Annotated in this window: 14 protein-coding genes and 1 pseudogene; 9 read left to right on the top strand and 6 right to left on the bottom strand. The window is 59.4% G+C overall.

Annotated features, from left to right (window positions below):
* Positions 1 to 37: 37 nt before the first annotated feature.
* A complete protein-coding gene (locus IHQ43_RS11345) occupies positions 38 to 430 on the bottom strand; it encodes a GFA family protein (RefSeq protein ID WP_192564409.1) in 393 nt (130 codons plus the stop codon).
* 109 nt (positions 431 to 539) lie between these two features.
* Between IHQ43_RS11345 and IHQ43_RS11340 the strand changes: the two genes are divergently transcribed.
* Both IHQ43_RS11340 and IHQ43_RS11335 read left to right on the top strand, forming a co-directional pair.
* On the top strand, positions 540 to 1688 hold the full coding sequence (locus IHQ43_RS11340; protein ID WP_192564408.1) for a GGDEF domain-containing protein: 1149 nt from the start codon (positions 540 to 542) through the stop codon (positions 1686 to 1688).
* Positions 1689 to 1726: 38 nt separating this feature from the next.
* Positions 1727 to 2398, top strand: coding sequence for a class I SAM-dependent methyltransferase (locus tag IHQ43_RS11335; protein WP_192564407.1), 672 nt, complete (start codon positions 1727 to 1729; stop codon positions 2396 to 2398).
* Positions 2399 to 2403: 5 nt separating this feature from the next.
* Here the strand turns inward: IHQ43_RS11335 and IHQ43_RS11330 are convergent.
* Together IHQ43_RS11330 and IHQ43_RS11325 are read right to left on the bottom strand one after the other, a co-directional pair.
* Positions 2404 to 2750, bottom strand: a pseudogene (locus IHQ43_RS11330) (NnrS family protein); the annotation flags it as partial.
* 67 nt (positions 2751 to 2817) lie between these two features.
* Complete coding sequence (locus tag IHQ43_RS11325) at positions 2818 to 3066, bottom strand: transmembrane sensor/regulator PpyR (RefSeq protein WP_192564406.1); 249 nt, start codon at positions 3064 to 3066, stop codon at positions 2818 to 2820.
* Between the two features lie 292 nt (positions 3067 to 3358).
* Between IHQ43_RS11325 and IHQ43_RS11320 the strand changes: the two genes are divergently transcribed.
* From IHQ43_RS11320 to IHQ43_RS11295, 6 genes are all read left to right on the top strand, one after another.
* Entirely contained in the window at positions 3359 to 3883 is a 525-nt protein-coding gene (locus tag IHQ43_RS11320; protein ID WP_127797686.1) for a sigma-70 family RNA polymerase sigma factor, read from the top strand.
* Positions 3884 to 3887: 4 nt separating this feature from the next.
* Complete coding sequence (locus IHQ43_RS11315) at positions 3888 to 4859, top strand: FecR domain-containing protein (RefSeq protein WP_192564405.1); 972 nt, start codon at positions 3888 to 3890, stop codon at positions 4857 to 4859.
* An 81-nt stretch (positions 4860 to 4940) separates the two neighbouring features.
* Positions 4941 to 7388: a TonB-dependent siderophore receptor gene (locus IHQ43_RS11310; protein WP_192564404.1), complete on the top strand. Its 2448-nt coding sequence runs from the start codon at positions 4941 to 4943 to the stop codon at positions 7386 to 7388.
* 93 nt (positions 7389 to 7481) lie between these two features.
* Entirely contained in the window at positions 7482 to 7985 is a 504-nt protein-coding gene (locus IHQ43_RS11305; RefSeq protein WP_192564403.1) for a VOC family protein, read from the top strand.
* Between the two features lie 35 nt (positions 7986 to 8020).
* Positions 8021 to 8854 (top strand): AraC family transcriptional regulator, encoded by an 834-nt coding sequence (locus tag IHQ43_RS11300; RefSeq protein WP_192564402.1) that lies wholly within the window; start codon positions 8021 to 8023, stop codon positions 8852 to 8854.
* Between the two features lie 284 nt (positions 8855 to 9138).
* A complete protein-coding gene (locus IHQ43_RS11295; RefSeq protein ID WP_192564401.1) occupies positions 9139 to 12804 on the top strand; it encodes a hypothetical protein in 3666 nt (1221 codons plus the stop codon).
* A 250-nt stretch (positions 12805 to 13054) separates the two neighbouring features.
* Here IHQ43_RS11295 and IHQ43_RS11290 read toward each other — a convergent pair whose 3' ends face one another.
* From IHQ43_RS11290 to IHQ43_RS11280, 3 genes are all read right to left on the bottom strand, one after another.
* Entirely contained in the window at positions 13055 to 14311 is a 1257-nt protein-coding gene (locus tag IHQ43_RS11290; protein WP_192564400.1) for a hypothetical protein, read from the bottom strand.
* A gap of 185 nt (positions 14312 to 14496) precedes the next feature.
* The gene (locus IHQ43_RS11285; RefSeq protein ID WP_192564399.1) at positions 14497 to 14868 is read right to left on the bottom strand and encodes a DUF6124 family protein; all 372 of its coding nucleotides are present in this window, start codon (positions 14866 to 14868) and stop codon (positions 14497 to 14499) included.
* A 359-nt stretch (positions 14869 to 15227) separates the two neighbouring features.
* Positions 15228 to 15815, bottom strand: a complete 588-nt coding sequence (locus tag IHQ43_RS11280; RefSeq protein ID WP_192564398.1) for a LysE family translocator — start codon at positions 15813 to 15815, stop codon at positions 15228 to 15230.
* Between the two features lie 142 nt (positions 15816 to 15957).
* On the opposite strand from IHQ43_RS11280, the gene IHQ43_RS11275 reads away from it, so the two are divergent.
* Entirely contained in the window at positions 15958 to 16713 is a 756-nt protein-coding gene (locus IHQ43_RS11275) for a type 1 glutamine amidotransferase domain-containing protein (protein WP_192564397.1), read from the top strand.
* Positions 16714 to 16721 lie beyond the last annotated feature (8 nt).

Below are 16721 nucleotides of genomic sequence, written 5' to 3'. Positions count from 1 at the left end.
CCTGTTGGCCGGGGTCAGGCGCCCAGCCTGACCCCGGCTATTTTTCGGTTCGCCCTGCGCCCTCGCGATCGCGCACGTAATGTCTGGCCAATGCAAAGGCCGGCAGCCAGGATTCGCGACGCACCGTCCACAACTCATAGGTGGGCTGGAATTGATCCGGTGCATCCAGCGCGCCGAGATTCACCTCGACTTCATCGCCACTGCGACCGAACACCGACGAGCCACAGCGCGGACAAAAATGCCGACCCGCATAGTCATGGGTCTCGCCGGTAATCGTCACCGCACCCTCGGGAAAGATCGCCGACGCAGCAAACAGCGCGCCATGGTGTTTGCGGCAATCCAGACAATGGCAAACGCCCACTCTGTAGGGTCGTCCTGAGGCCTCGATCCGCACTTCGCCGCACAAACAACCGCCGGTCAATCGGTCCACGGAACACCTCGTCTGAAAATGGAATATCCGGTGAGTGAAAATAGCAGCCCACTGGGGGAACGCTTACAATCGTGGCCCATTAATACTATTCAGGCAGACCTGTTCTTTCATGGCGCTCGATCCTCTCACGATGCTCACCATTTCCACCGCTCTGGCAGCGGCGGCTGCGCTTTATCTGGCGGTCGAATGGCGCAGCATCCGCGAACCTTCCCTGCTGTTCTGGAGCGCCGGTTTCGCCACCATCACCGTCGGCTCGAGCCTGGCCCTGCTGCGCGCCAACGGTTATCCGCTGATCGGCATCTGGTTCGCCAACGGCCTGTTGGTGGTCGCCCACTGGCTGTTTCTGCTGGGGGTCGCGCGGTTTACGCAGAAGCGCTTGTCGCGGGCCTGGTACTTGATGTTCCTGCTCTGGCTGGCGTTGCTGCTGTTACCGGAAGACCCGTCGTGGTCGAAGATCATGCTGATGGCCAACTCCCTGCTAGTGGCCGCGTTGATGCTGCGGGCCAGCCTGTTGCTGCGCCCGCACGGCAAATCGTTGAGCGTCGGTGCGGTGCAATTGCGTTATGTGCTGCTGATCCACGGCGCGTTCTATTTCACCAAGGCGATCATCGCGTTAATTCCCGGCACGCTGATCGATCTGGCGTCGCTGCGTGGCGAAATCATTCAGATTTCCCTGGTGGAAGGCGCGATGGCGATCATGCTGATCGCTTTGTCGATGACCGGCACCGAACGCTACCGCCGGGAAAAGCAGATTGCCGAACTGGCCGCCCGGGACCCGCTGACCGCGCTGTACAACCGTCGCGCCCTGGAAGTCCGCGCACCGCGTCTGCTCGATGAAGTGTCCAATACCCGGCCCGGCGCCCTGCTGCTGATCGACATCGACAACTTCAAACTGATCAACGACCTGTACGGCCACACCGCCGGCGACCGATTGCTCATCACCCTCAGCGAGATGATCCGCGCAGTGCTGCCCAAAGGCGCACTGGCGGCACGGCTGGGCGGTGACGAATTCGTGATGCTGCTGGGCAATGCAACCCACGAACAGATCATGGTGCTGGGCAGTGCGCTGCGTGAGCAATTTCAGGAGATGACTTCGCAGGCGTACATCACCCCTGAAGCGGTCACCCTGAGCATTGGCGCCAAGGTCTTCGATCAGCCACCGGCCAGCCTCACGGCATTGATCGAACAGGGTGACAGCGCGCTCTACGAATCCAAGCGAAGCGGTCGCAACCGGATTCGTCTGGCCGACTACACCTGATCTATCCTTGCCTGCATCCCGTGACGTCGGAGTTCACCATGCCCTCGCCTGAATCCACCCTCCTCCAGAGCTGGCACCACAACGCCCACGCCTGGACCGAAGCCGTGCGCAGCGGCGCCATCGAGAGCCGTCGACAGGTCACCGATCAGGCCATTCTGCTGGCGGCGATGGGACGTCAGCCGGAGCGCGTACTCGATCTGGGATGCGGCGAAGGCTGGCTGTTGCGGGCGCTGGCCGAACGAGGGTTCGACGCCGTCGGTGTGGACGGTGATGCGACGCTGGTCGAGGCCGCGCGGGTGGCCGGTTCAGCGCCCGTGCATGTCGCCAGCTACGAAGAACTGGTGGAGGCGAAGGTCGACATCGGCCGCGATTACGATCTGATCTGCGCCAACTTTTCCCTGCTGCACCAGGACATCATTCCGCTGCTCGCGGCGATGAATGCCCTGCTCGTGCCCGGCGGTGCGCTGGTGATCCAGACGCTGCATCCGTGGTCGGTCGCCGCCGGTGATTATCAGGATGGCTGGCGGGAAGAAACCTTCGACGGCTTCCAGGGCGAGTGGAAGCCGATGCCATGGTATTTCCGCACCCTGTCCAGTTGGCTGAATGCGCTGGACATGGCCGGCCTGCAGTTGACCGGCCTGCGCGAGCCGCAGCATCCGCAAAGCCCGGTGCCGCAGTCGTTGTTGATGATTGCCGAGCGTCGCGCTTAAAACGCTTAGAGCCTCGGCTTGAGCAGGATCCCGGTGGAATGCCGCAAAAACAGGGCGAACCCCGCGCACCAGAGCACCACCGACAGCCCCAGCCCCAGACTGGAAAACGGCACCAGCCGTAAGCCAGGAACAACGACCAGAGCAGCGGCACCCGCCACATTCCGCGATCATGCCAGCGGATCAACCGTATCAACTGCAAACTGCCGGTCAGCACGAACAAACCCGCCAGCCACAGTCGTGGCGAATCATTGAGGCCTGCCGCGAAGGTGACGGCGATCAGCAGGCTGCCGATCAACAGCAAGCGTGTTGGCAGAGGATTGACGGCCTGCGCCGGCGGACGGTTCAAGCTCCGGCACCAGCCAGAAACAGCGGCCGAAAACCGAGGCTGAACAGCGGTGCATCGGCGAGTCTGCGCATGTTCAAGCCACCACGGCGGCGTGATGCCGGCCCAGCCGATATTGAGACAGGAGCCGCATCACGTAGCCGATTTTCAGCAGCGTCGGGCCAATGATGGTCATCGCGTGCATGGCTACCAGCAGCGCAATCGGCATGTGGCCCTGATAAAGGTAGGCGCCGTAAATACCTGCCAGCAGCATCACCAGACCGGCGACGAGGATCTTGCTCGACAGGTGCAGAACGTTCAGCGGACTTTCGAAGAAAGCGAACATGGTGGCGTACTCCTGATCGGTTCAGTGGGTACGTTGGATGTATCAACTCTCGTGCCAGATTTTTAACCCAACAGAATCAGCAATTTGAGAATGACGTAGTCAATATGACCTCATACCGAATTAGTCATAACGACTAACAAAGAAGTCAAACAGACTACAAATCCACTTCCACATCCGACACCCCTCCCAAAAGCAAACCAATATCATTTGCGCAGCTTCGACCCATTTGCTTTAATCGCGACCCATTCTTATTTGGACCGCTGACAACGGTCGCCCTGGACGCTTGCTCAGAATGACGGTCGCCGACACCTCTCTCGTGCAGAACCTCTACGTCAGCCATCACCGCTGGCTGCACGAGCTATTGCGGCGGCGCCTGAGCAACGCGATGGATGCCGCCGATCTGGCGCACGACACGTTCATCCGCGTGCTCAAGCGTCCGCAGGCGTTCAACGGCGAAGTCCATGAACGCTCGCATCTGGCGACCATCGCCCGTGGCCTGTGTGTCGATCACTGGCGCCGCCGGCAACTGGAACAGACCTGGCTGGAAACCCTGGCCAACCGTCCGCCGGCCCTGCAACCGTCGCCGGAACAACAGGCAATCATCGTCGAGACCCTGCACGAAGTGGACGCCATGCTCGCGCGCCTGCCGCAACGGGTCAGTGAAGCGTTCATCCTCGCGCAACTGCACGACATGCCTTACCGGCTGATCGCCGAACAGATCGGCGTCAGCGAACGGATGATCAAGAAATACCTGGCCCAAGCGATGATGCATTGCGCGATCCTCGAGGCCGAACTCGATGGTCTGTTGATTGAGTAAGGCCATGAACCGACTCAGTCACGCCAGCCTCGAACAGGCCGCGCAGTGGTACGTGCAGCTGCACGACGAACACGTCGCCGACCACGAACGCCAGCGCTGGCAAGCCTGGCTGGCGCAAAGTGCCGAGCATCAGGAAGCGTGGCGCTACGTGGAACGGGTCGGCCAGCGTTTCGCACCGTTGCAGGGCGAGAACGAGGCCCATGCCGTCAGCCACACTTTGCGCAGCAGCCCGCGCGCTTCGATCAGCCGTCGTCAGTCGCTCAAGGGTCTGTTGATCCTTGCGGCTACCGGCCTCAGCGGCTGGGTCGCATGGCGCGGCACACCGTTGCCGGGCACTTTCGAACGCCTCAGCGCCGACCTGTCCACCGGCACCGGGGAGACCCGCGGAACCACGCTCGCCGACGGCAGCCGGATCTGGCTCAACGCCCTCAGCGCCCTCAATGTACGTTTCAATGCCACGCAACGGCGGCTGCAACTGCGCGCCGGCGAAGTGCTGATCGACACTGCGAAAGATCCCGGCCGCGCGTTTCTGGTGGACACCGTTCATGGCCGGATGCGCGCCCTCGGCACGCGATTCAGCGTGCGTCATGAAGAACAGCAAACCGTACTCAACGTGTTCGAAGGCGCGGTCGAAGTGCGCAATCACAACGATCAGATCGAAGTGGTGCAGGCCGGACGGCAACTGGCGTTCAACGCTGAGCAGTTGCACGCCACAACCCCGGCCAATCCATCCCGCGAAGCCTGGCGTCAGGGCCTGCTGCTGGCGGACAACCTGCCGCTGGGCGAACTGATCGAAGAACTCGGCCGCTATCGACCGGGACATCTGCATTGCGATCCGGCCGTTGCGCGGTTGCCGGTGATGGGTTCCTTCCCGCTCAAGGACACCGATCAGGCGCTGCGATTGCTCGAGGCGGCGTTGCCGATCCGGGTCGACAAGACATTGAGCTGGTGGGTCAACGTCGGACCCAGAGGCTGATTATTTTTCATTTCACGGTTCCCTTTTGGCCGTCTCGTTCGGTTGATCCTCAGTAGCCCCTCTTCTGCCTTCGGGAACTCCATGCTGCGCTCCACGTTTGCTCGCACCCGCTTCACCCTGGCCCTGGCGTGCGCCTTGCCGGGGCTGTGCGCGCCGAATGCCGTGGCCGAAGCCCTGCGCGCAGTAACTCATCGCTACAACATCGCACCCGGTCCGTTGGTCAGCGTCCTCAACCGTTTCGCCGAACAAAGCGGCGTGTTCCTCGCCGGCCACAACGACCTGGCGGCCGACAAACGCAGCCCCGGCCTGAGCGGCGACTTCACCGAACAACAAGCCCTGCAACGCCTGCTGCAAGGCAGCGGCCTGCAAGCCCAAGCGGAGAGCGCGGGCGGTTACGTGTTGCGGGCCGCGCCGGCCGGGCAAGATCCGCTGGAACTGGACGCCACCACGGTCTCCGGCCGACAGCTCGGCGCCATCACCGAAGACACCGGCGCCTACACCACCGGCTCGACCGCGTCGGCCACCGGCCTGCCCTTGTCTCTGCGCGAAACCCCGCAGTCGGTCACCGTCATCACCCGCCAGCAACTCGACGATCAGGGCGCTACCGGCATCGCCGACATCCTGCGCCGCGCGCCCGGCATCAGCGTGCAGAATTACGACAGCGAGCGCTGGGAGTTCTCCGCCCGGGGCGCGCCGATCACCAATTTCCAGTACGACGGGGTCAATACCGACTACGACGGCGTCTACGACTACGGCACCACCAGCACCGACATGGCGCCCTACGACCGGGTCGAAATCATCAAGGGCGCCACCGGTTTGATGACCGGTTCCGGCGACCCGTCGGCCACGGTCAACCTGATCCGCAAGCGGCCAACCCAAGTGTTCAAATCCTCGCTGAGCGGCACCGTCGGCTCGTGGGATCACTACCGCAGCGAAGCCGATATCGCCGGGCCGCTGACCGACAGCGGCAACCTGCGTGGGCGCTTCGTCGGTGTCCATCAGCAGCGCAGCGCCCACGCCGACCATTATCAAAACACCCGAGACATCGCCTACGGCATCCTCGAAGCCGACCTCACGCCGGACGCCCTGCTGACCCTCGGTTTCGACCAACAGAACACCCGCTCGCGCGGCGCCAGCTGGACCGGTTTTCCGATGTTCTACAGCGACGGTTCACGAACGAATTTCTCCCGTTCGTTCAACCCGGCTACCGACTGGAGCCGGCGCGACTTCACCAACCAGACGCTGTTCGCCTCCCTCAACCGGCAACTGGCCAACGACTGGACGCTGAAACTCAGCTACGACCGCAAGCACCGCCAGCACGACACCCTGCTCGGCTCCGCCAGCGGCGGCAATCCCGACCCGGTCAGCGGCGACGGCATGTTCCTGTACATGGGCAAATTCAAGGGCGACGAGGTTCAGGACAACATCGACCTCAGCCTCAGCGGCCCCTTCAGTCTGCTTGGCCGCGAGCATCAGTTGAGCGCCGGTTTCATGTCGATGAACACCCGCCAGGACATCCCGGTCTACGGCTCGGTCTACCCGGCGCTGAACGGCAGCCTCTTCGACTGGCGTGGCGAGGTTCCCAAACCGGACATCCCGCAGGTCGGCCGTGACCACATCGAACAACGCCAGACCGGCGCCTACCTCGCCACCCGCCTCAAACCCAGCGACGATCTGGCGCTGATTCTCGGCGGCCGGGTCAGCGATTTCACCGCCCGCGACCACCTCGATTACAGCGACCCGGACACCCCGGACGTGCGCGACGGGTATCGCCAGACCGGCGTCGTCACACCCTACGCCGGCATGGTCTACGACCTCGACAAAACCTGGTCGCTGTATGCCAGCTACACCCGCATCTATCAGCCGCAAACCAGCAAGGACGCCTCGCGCCACGTGCTCGACCCGGTGCAGGGCAACAGCCTGGAAGCCGGTGTGAAGGCCGGGTTCTACGACGGTCGGCTCAACGCCAGTTTTGCCGTGTTCCACATCGAGCAGGACAACATCGCCGAATACGTCAGCGGTTTCGACAGCCAGTCCGTCTACCGCGCCGTACAGGGCGCAACCACCCAAGGCTTCGAATTCGAACTGACGGGCGAGCTGCGCGAAGGCTGGAACCTCTCCGCCGGCTACGCGCTCAACCACACCCGCGACGCCAATGGCGATCCGGTCTACGGCGCGATCCTGCAAACCACCGCGCCGGAACAGATCGTGCGGGTGTTCAGCACTTATCGTCTGCCGGGCGCTTTGCAAAACCTCACCGTGGGCGGCGGCGTGAGCTGGCAGAGCGAGTTCTTCGGCAACGTGTTCCAGCCCGACCCGACAGGGACCGGCCAGAACGTGCGCATTACCCAGAGCAGCTACTACCTGGTGGACGCCATGGTCCGCTACCGTTTCAACGAACACCTGAGCACCACGTTCAACATCAAGAACCTGTTCGACAAGACCTACTACACCGGCCTCGGCAACTTCGGCACCGGGTTCTACGGCGAGCCGCGCAGCCTGCAACTGACCACTCGCTGGGATTTCTGAAATTCGCCGACTTGTCGATCTACGGCAGCACCGCTCGACTACAGACTGACTACGCTGTTATCCAGCGTGTCTAACCTGCCGAGGATGACTGCCATGCAACGCTTTCAAAAGCTGACTCCGTGCCTGTGGTTCGACGATCAGGCGGAAGCTGCGGCGAAGTTCTACTGCTCGATCTTCGATCACTCGAAAATCACCGCCCTCACCCACTACAGCAAGGTCGGCCAGGAATTCCACGGCCGCCCGGAAGGCTCGGTGATGACCGTCAGTTTCGAACTCGACGGCCACACTTTCACCGGGCTCAACGGCGGGCCGATGTTCAAGTTCAATGAGGCGATCTCGTTTCAGGTCAATTGCCAGAACCAGGAAGAAGTCGACCATTTCTGGGGCAACCTCGGCTCCGGCGGGCCGGTGGAAGCGCAGCAATGCGGCTGGCTCAAGGACAAGTTCGGCGTGTCTTGGCAGATCGTGCCGGTGGCCTTCATGCACATGATGACCGACCCCGACCAGACCAAGGCCCAACGGGCAATGCAGGCCATGTTCGGGATGAAAAAGCTCGACATCGCCGAACTGGAACGAGCCTTCGCCGGCCAGAGCTAATACACTCGGGCACTGGCCTGCCGAGAACCCCAACAATGAAACACGCTGCCGCCAAGAACCCCGAACAAGCCCCGCGCTTCTGGCGCGACGACGCCCTGCCCTTCATCGAAGCGCGGGCCATCGCCGATGGCCGTGAGGTCTGCTATTCACGGCATTCCCATGCGCACTTTTCCATCGGCGCGATCACCGCCGGGCGCAGCACCTATGTGCATGAGCAATCCTCGTTCGAAGTGGCGGCCGGCACGGTGGTGCTGATGAACCCGGGGGATGTGCACGCATGCAACCCGATCGATGATCAGCCGTGGTCGTATTTGATGTTGTATGTGGAAACGCCGTGGCTGACCGATCTGCAGCATCAGCTGGGGTTCAGTGCGGAACTTGAGTTTCGGCGGTTTTCCGATACCCACTTGAATGACGCCCGCCTGTTTCGCGACTTGAATGCGTTGTACGCGGTATTGGTCGACGAGCAGCAAGACGTGCTGCGTAAACAGAGCGCGGCGGTGGAGTTTTTCAGCGACCTGCAACTGCGCCTGAACCCCATCGAACAACCGCTGCGCGAACCGAACTTCAAACTCGAGCGCGCCGCCGAATTCATTCGCCAGCACTGCACCGACCTGCTCAGCCTCGACGACATCTGCGCCGCTGCCGAGCTGTCACCGTCCTATCTGATCCGCGCCTTCAAACAGCACTTCGGCATGACGCCCCATGCGTTTCTGGTGAACCAGCGTATTCAGTTTGCCCGCGAGTGTCTGCGTCGCGGGCAGTTGATTGCCGATGTGGCGCTGGAGGCGGGGTTTGCTGACCAGGCGCACTTTCAGCGGGCGTTCAAGCAGCATCTGGCGGCTACGCCGGGGCAGTATCGGGGATGAAAACAACTTGAAACGGTCACGAACAGCAACTTCATCACAACCACCAGACAAGTATGATGCATGTTTCGCGAACAGTATTTTTTTCCGAAAAATCATCAAACCCACCTAATCACAAAAAACCATTATTTTAGAACAGCACCCGCCTGCACTTTCACGCATAACAAATATCCAAACACACATTCCATATTTTTCATTTCGCACAACTCACTAATATAAAACCGACTCAGCCCAACCACCCAAAATCATTACTCCAAAGTATTGAGTACCAATCGGTTTTTTATTCCATGCAATCAAATGATATTCAACCTGCGGTATCTCTGGACGCGCAGCAAAAACAAAACATTACAACAGTGCTCAGCCACTTCATCGACAACAAAGATGCGGTAACGACTCTGGGCTGGGAATGGGACCGGCTGCTGACCCCGAACATCGGGAGCACCTCCTTTGACCAGATCCACCGCCCCGCCCGGCTTTCTCTGGCCATTCTTGTCCGGCACCCTGGTTTTGCGGCTGTTCGCCGTCGACGCTCCATCCCGGAAACGGCGATCTTTCTGGTTGATCAAAACAGCCGTCTCTTCTTTTCTTATCGGAACCTCGTGGGGCATGGCGAAAAACCCGGGACTTACTATGTTTCCCCTCGCGACATAACTGCCGATGTCGCCCACTTGAACGACTTCACCCAAGACTTGAGGCTGCTGGGCAGCGCCGCACGTTCAAGTGGTGGCTGGGTAACGTCCGGAGAACAGATCCTTGTCGGCCAGTGGTTACGCTTTCAGGGCCTGCAACTGCCAAACAACGATAACGAAGCCAGGGGACTGATTGATCTGCTGAACTTTTCGAACCTGCCTGGCGCCCCCAGGTATGGCGATTATTGGCAATTGCTGAACGCCCCCGACGGTTCTCCGTTCAAGATCGAAGACAAACATCGCGCGATCATTGGTGAGGTGAACAAGGCGATGAAGGAAGGTTATGACTTTCTGATAGAACGCTTCGGCGCCCATTTGATACTTGAAAGCGCCTCCGCCGACCAGTTGCCCACCAGCGTGGAGTACCGGTTACAAAGATTGCTCGAAATAGCCGGCTGGGATTCGGATCACGCCAGGATGCATATCGATGCTCTGGGTTGGTTCCCTGATGCGGCAGCAACAGCCGCGACACCGGAGCTCGTCGAACAGCTGTTGATCGCCGCGATGCTGCTCGACCTGGATCCTGCACTCGACGTCGCCAATACCCACTTTGCCGGTTTCGACCTGTACGCCAGCGACCTGTTCTTGCGCCCTCCTTCCGCCGTTCGCATACAACTCGAACAGCATCTGGTCGACACACTGGATCTCCATCCAATCCTCGCCCCTTTGGTGACGCAGTGGGTGCTCGGAGGGATGGCACCCGAATATGTGTTCCGTCAATGGCCTTCCGAGATCAGGATCGGCACGCCGGCCTGGGTGATCGGCACCCAGGCCGTGCACCTTGCCGAAGCGTTGATCCCCGGTGTTTCCCGCAAAATGAGTTATGAACAACTGCTGGGATTCGGGCAGGCGGCGAAAGCCATGCCACTGCTTTCATCGTTGCAATCCCACGGGGCCGTAGACCCGGTGATCAACTGGGCGGTCATGAACAAACTCATCACCCGGGAGGCCGATAACGCTGTAAGCCAGGCGTCCATTACTAGAGCCATTGCTGCATACAACCTGCATCTCGACAAGTTATTGAGCGCAGCCAGGAAGTTTTCCAGCCCCATGCCTGATCGCCGGCAAATTGCACGGCGGGAACTCACGTCCGATGTTCCGGACTGCGATCCCGACGAACTGCTGGTCAAGCACCGGGGCAGTGGAGGCGGTGCCGGACGAAAAGTCTCTGTGCTCGACCTTTATATGGGGGATGAGCTTCACACCCGCGATTGGGACCGGATCCGAGGCACGAGTATCTATGAAGTGTTTCCGGGACTGACCGAACTGTTCCCCGTCCAGGAGCTTTATGAATCGGCCATTTCAGACTATTTCAACGGGATCACCGATGCGCTGACCCACAATCTGGAAATCGCACTTTCACAAGTTTCACCGACAGATGCCGGAGCTCTTGAGTACGGCGCCCTGGGCATCTACGCATTGCGCAAAGTGGACTACCGGGCGGAATCCGCCTCCGGTCGACCAGGTGTCACCATCCCCGCCGCTGAATTGCCGGGCGACACCGGTCGCTATGGTGTCATCGTCTGCGCGCAGTTCACTCACAACACCATTGCCTGCTTTGAATTGTTCCCCATGAGAATGGAATGCCGGTACAACCCGGATCTCGAAACCTTCTTCGAACCCTTGGTATCTGGTAACTACGATGATCTGGATACCCGGTTCGCCAAGACCGGCAAACTCGAAAATATTCCTGTCGACTTGCAGGCCTATCTGCAAAACGTCGCCCCTCGCAGCAACATCAAATCCAGGTTTTACCTGCAAAAGTTGGGAGAGTTGAAGGCGCCGACGGGAGACGCGGACCCCGCCTATCCGACACCGTCCTTGCGCTCGCCACGCAAAGAGACATTGAGCAGGTTCATTGCCGAAAACAATCCGTACCTGACCCTGAGCGAAATTCGCCAGTTGGGCCTGCAAGCAACCCGGCGCGAGCGAGCCATTGCAAAAACCGAAGCCATCTTCGAAGTCATTCTCAACCTGATCATCCCGTTGAAGGGTTGCGTGGAAGGCCTGACGTCAGGTGATGCCAAGAAACAGGGAGCCGCCATTGTCGACTGCATGGTCGACGCCGCAGCGCTGGTGTTCGCCTTTGCCGCCGTGCCCGCAAAAATTGCCAGTACCAGCGCCAAAGCCGCAACAGTGACCACCCGGCTACTGTCCGCCTCCCGAGTACTGACGAGCAACACCCTGAGCCTGTTCAATCCACTGAGCGGACTGCCTGACTTGCTCAAGGGTGGAGGCAAGCTGGCCGCTCGCGGCGTTTCGAAACTGAGCGCTTCGACACTATCGGCAACCCGTCAGGCCCGTCAGCAGTTGCGCTACCTGACAGGCGCGAACAGCTACGACCTGCTCAAAGCCATCGACCACACTGGCTCGGCATCGCGGATCCGGATGTCACTGGATACGGTGGAACATGCCCGCGCCCTGTTCAAAAGCGACAGCATCGTCACCGCGCAAGATGTTGTGACGCGCCTGAGCGACAAGAACATTGCCTCACTCAAGGGCGTGCCACCGGCAGAACTGGAACAACTGGCGTTTAACGCCGTGAAAGAAACGGCCCTCCAGAACACGCATGTAAAGGATCTGGAATCAATCATTGGCCGATCGGCCGTCGACGAACTTCTTTCCTCTCGCCTGGGCAGTCACCCGGTTCAACTCGATAATGCCGTGTTCTCGGTGCAAACCTACGTCGACACCCTGGGCGACCTGGCCAGGCTGGAAACGAAAAAAGCCAGTTACATGAAAAACCACCAGCAAAATGTCCTGAAACAGGATCTGGGACAGGCACCGTGGACCGACGTTTTACCGGACTCGGCCTTCAACCCGAAAGGTTATACCGAACCCTCGGACAGGGCCGCCGCATGGATGGTGAACGGATCAACGTCTGATAATGACTTCGATAACATCGTCGCGCTGTTGCGCGAATATGCTGGCAACAACCAGTCCTTGACCGACCCCGCCGTTATCCGGGAAGTCCACAGGCGACTGGTACCGCACCTGGCAGGAAAAGTACGCGGCGGCGGCACCGAGGCGAAATATGGCAGCAGTATCACCGGTTTCGCGTTGCTGGAGGATCATCTGAAATTGCTGGATACCCGCCATACCCACTTCGACAAGCATTTGCTGGCCGCAGTGGTCGGCTTTCAAGGCTTCGGCGATGGAAACGGGCGCACCGCGAGCGCACTGTATGCCATCAGCCAATTGCGGGCAGGTCGGTTTACGCCGATGCCCCCGCATGTATTTCGCGAGTTGAACGGCATCTTCTGACGCATCGGTCGTTCGCCTGATCGGTGTAATCCTGACAACCCCGGTGTTGGGTGCCTGACAAATCAATTTTGATCGTTCCCACGCTCAGCGTGGGAGCGATATGGCTACAGGGCTGCGTCCCTTCAACATAATTCAACGAGTGCACTGGCTTGAATTTGAATGACAAAACCCGCGCTTCCAGTTGAAGAAGAACGCGGGCTTTGGTGGATACTGGAAAATTAATGCGTCACCTTTTCCAATGAATTTGAAGTCAGGTGAGCTTTCGACATATGGCCGGGTATAAAGGATCCGGGATTATATGCACTCCCTGATTGAAAACCCCATTATTGGAGAGCCGATGCTCACTGAAGACAAATGCCCGATTGGGATACTCGGGAAAATCATTATTACGCGCGCCAGTGTGATAATGAGTGGCATCAGGTGGGGGGAGCCCTGGCGCGTAATTTGAGTTGAGAAAGTTATGATCATCAGCCTCTAACCTTAATGCACCCTGAGAATCGATCCATTCAGCTGCTTGCTCGACAGTCAAGGTGGAATAATTTTTCATTAGCAGATAAACGTTTGCGGTGTAAACAATAAAAGTCTTGGACTGAGGTGGTACAGATGAATCCGTCACCGTGATACGGGCAAGGCCATTGGATTTGCTTTGAACCAGCCCGGTGCTATCCACACTGGCTGAAGCAGCGGATGACTCATACTTATAGGGTGATGTTCCATTCGTGGCAGTACGTTGCTCAAAGGTACCCGGAAACTGCGCCTTTCTTATCCAACCGAACTCGGGACCGGGAATGTAATTCTTGCCGGTGAGCAGCATGTCGCTCGTATCAATCGTAAGTTCAGGAGTGGCCTCACCCACGACTTGTGCTGTTGCTATATACGACTGCCCTATCAGCGTCACACCTCTGGCCAGATCATATTGAATCGTCACCATCGCCCCGGTAGGTACCTGATCGTTGGACACCTGCAAAATACACGGAACCTTCTGTCCGAATTGATCCGTTGTAACAGTTCCGGTCAGGGCGACCACCACATCAGGTTTACCGGGTACTTTGGCGATGTAGATGACGTTGATTGTATCGCCCGGCTGAAAACTGGGGTCGGCAGTCAACACGATCACTTGAAGCGGGTTGGAGCCAAGCTTCGTCCGATCAATAATGCTTGGGTCATCGGTGGAGTCATTCAATTGCTCGCGGGGGATCGGTGCGGGCAGCTTGTTCACGTCGGTTACCGTCAGGATCCATGAGTCTGTAACAGGCAAACTCAGATTTTCCCGCAACTCGAGAGTGTGAGATCCAGGACTCAGATTGAGTATTTGATCATCGAACACGCCATAGTAGTCGTACTGGCCTGTAATAGACCCACCGTTGTAGGTGACCATGTAAGCCCCTAGGGAGGGGCCGTTTTTTGCACCGATACGGATCCCGGCAGCAGGTGCGATGCCGGGATTCTGAATAGGGGTTCCACCCAGTGTCGTGCAATAGCCAAACTTCGGAATCAAGGTACTCATGGACAACGCTCCTTCGCAGACTCAGCGGCAACCATTGCAAGTTGCAGCGGAAATAAGCTATCGAGCGCCAAACGGTCGGAGCTGCGCTACTGTCAACTTTGACAGTAGCGATGAGCGGTCATGATGTTCATCCGCTATTTCTAAACAAACAAACGGCCCGCAGGCCGTTTGTTTGTTTCAGCGAATCAAGCCGCCGAATCCGCCGCCACCTCCAGATTATCCAGCACCCGATTCACCGCCAGTTCCCCCAGCATGATCAACTGCGCAATCCCCAACAGCACATGCCGCTGCGACCCATCCACCAACCCGGCGAAATCATTGGCCATGACCTTGGCCGAGGTCAGGGTTTCGCAGGCGTCGGCCAGCAGTTCTTCGCTGTCGATACCGGGGGCGATGAGGTAGCGGGTGCCGGGTTTGAGCAGCGGTTTTCTGGGGAGCAGCGGATTGAGGTAGTGATCGAGGGCGCGCTCGGCCGCTTCGTGGAACTTCTTGGAATCGAGGGTTTCGTAGGGCGAGGTTGAATCGGCTTCGGGTGGGTTGGGTGTTGGTTTGATCATGGTGAAGCTCCTATAAGAGTGGAGCCGCCCGGAACTGTCGCTAAACAGGAAGGAGGCGGCTGTACGCAGGTTAGCGAACCGGTTATAGGCACCCGGCAGACCCGAGGGTCTCCCGCATACAGCCACCATAGCGGAGTTGCAGACATTGAGTCTGCGACAAAGCATGGAGCGCTGATGCACCTATTTATGATACGAGTCGCTAAACCCGATCGCTGATTCATCAGCGACCGACACACGATAGAACTCGACCCAAAGGCGCACAAGCCGGCGGATTCTGGCGGATGCGTAGGCAATGGCGCAAGGTGTTGTGGCTTGCCGGAAGCATCCTTAAACACCTTTAAACCCAAGGCCCGCCACGCTTACGGCAGCAACAAATAGCCCGCACTCACCGCCAGCAACAACGCCATCACCCGGTTGAACAAGCGCATCCCTGCCGGATTACCGAGATAGCCGCGCAAGAACGTCCCCGCATACACCCAGCACCCGACCGACAGATAACAGATCACCAGATACACCGCCGCAAACTGCCACACCAGCCGCGCCTCGCCGTCGGCGACAAATGCGCCCATCCCCGCCACGCAGGCCAGCCACGCCTTGGGATTGAGCCACTGCATCACCGCACCGTAGAGCATCGACGGTGCCCGGCCCGATTCTCCGGCATTCAATCGACCGTCATCGGTGGCGAGTTTCCAGGCCATGAACAGCAGAAACGCCACTCCGGCCAGTTGCACCACACGGGTCAGCGACGGCCACAACCTCAATACTTCGTGAAGACCAAGCCCCATCAACACCAGTAACAATACAAACCCCAGCGTCGCCCCGGCCACGTGCCGCTGGCTGGCACGAAAGCCGAACTGCGCCCCCGAACTCAACGCCACGATATTCACCGGCCCCGGGGTAATGGACGCGGCCAGGGCAAACGCCGCCATCGACACAATCAGACTCATCGCACACCTGCTTCAAATCGAGGAACAAGACGCTCACAGTAGCCAGCGCACAGCGGACGGTATTGAAGGAAATTACCCCCGCTCGCGCAGACCCACTACGCTCTGGCTATGCGACCACTTTTGACCAGGAAGTCTGCCCTCGATGATTCTGATTCTGCTGCCCTCCGCCGATTACGACCCCACCGAAAGCAGCGTGCCCTGGCAGGCAATGCGCAACGCGGGCATGGAAGTGCGTTTCGCCACGCCGCAAGGCTTGCCTGCCCACGCCGATTCACGATTGGTGGACATCGGTTTCGGTCTGTTGAATTCGATGCTGATGACGCGCAAGGCCGATCTGGACAGTTACACGCAGATGACCGAGTCCAATGGGTTCAGGCAGCCACTGGCGTATGCCGATGTCGACACGTCCCTGTTCGAAGGTTTACTGATTCCCGGCGGTCATGCCAAAGGGATGCGCACGCTGTTGGAATCCAATCAGGCCCAGCAGATCGCCCTGCAATTTTTCAAGGCCGAAAAACCGGTGGCGGCGGTGTGTCATGGCGTGCTGTTGCTGGCGCGGACGCTCGATCCCGACACCGGGCGTTCGGTGTTGTTCGGGCGCAAGGTGACGGCGTTACTCGCGGCAACCATGGAGATGCCGGCGTGGCTGATGACAGCTGCGTGGCTGGGGCGCTACTACCGCACCTACAAGCAGACCGTCGAAGCGGAAGTGAAGACCGCGCTGGCCAGCAAATCCGACTTCATACGCGGGCCGCTGATCGCCAAGCGCGATTGCGCACATGCACCACAAGCAGGATTTGTAGTGCGCGACGGTCAACTGCTCACGGCGCGCTGGCCCGGCGACTGCCATCGATTCGCCGCCGAATGGGTGGCCATGCTGCAGCCACCCAAGCGCTGATCCGCTTT

The sequence above is a fragment of the Pseudomonas gozinkensis genome (genome assembly GCF_014863585.1).
Taxonomy (GTDB): Bacteria; Pseudomonadota; Gammaproteobacteria; order Pseudomonadales; family Pseudomonadaceae; genus Aquipseudomonas; species Aquipseudomonas gozinkensis.
The sequence above is the reverse complement of the archived record's forward strand: the minus strand, read 5'-3'. Positions and strand labels throughout refer to the sequence as shown.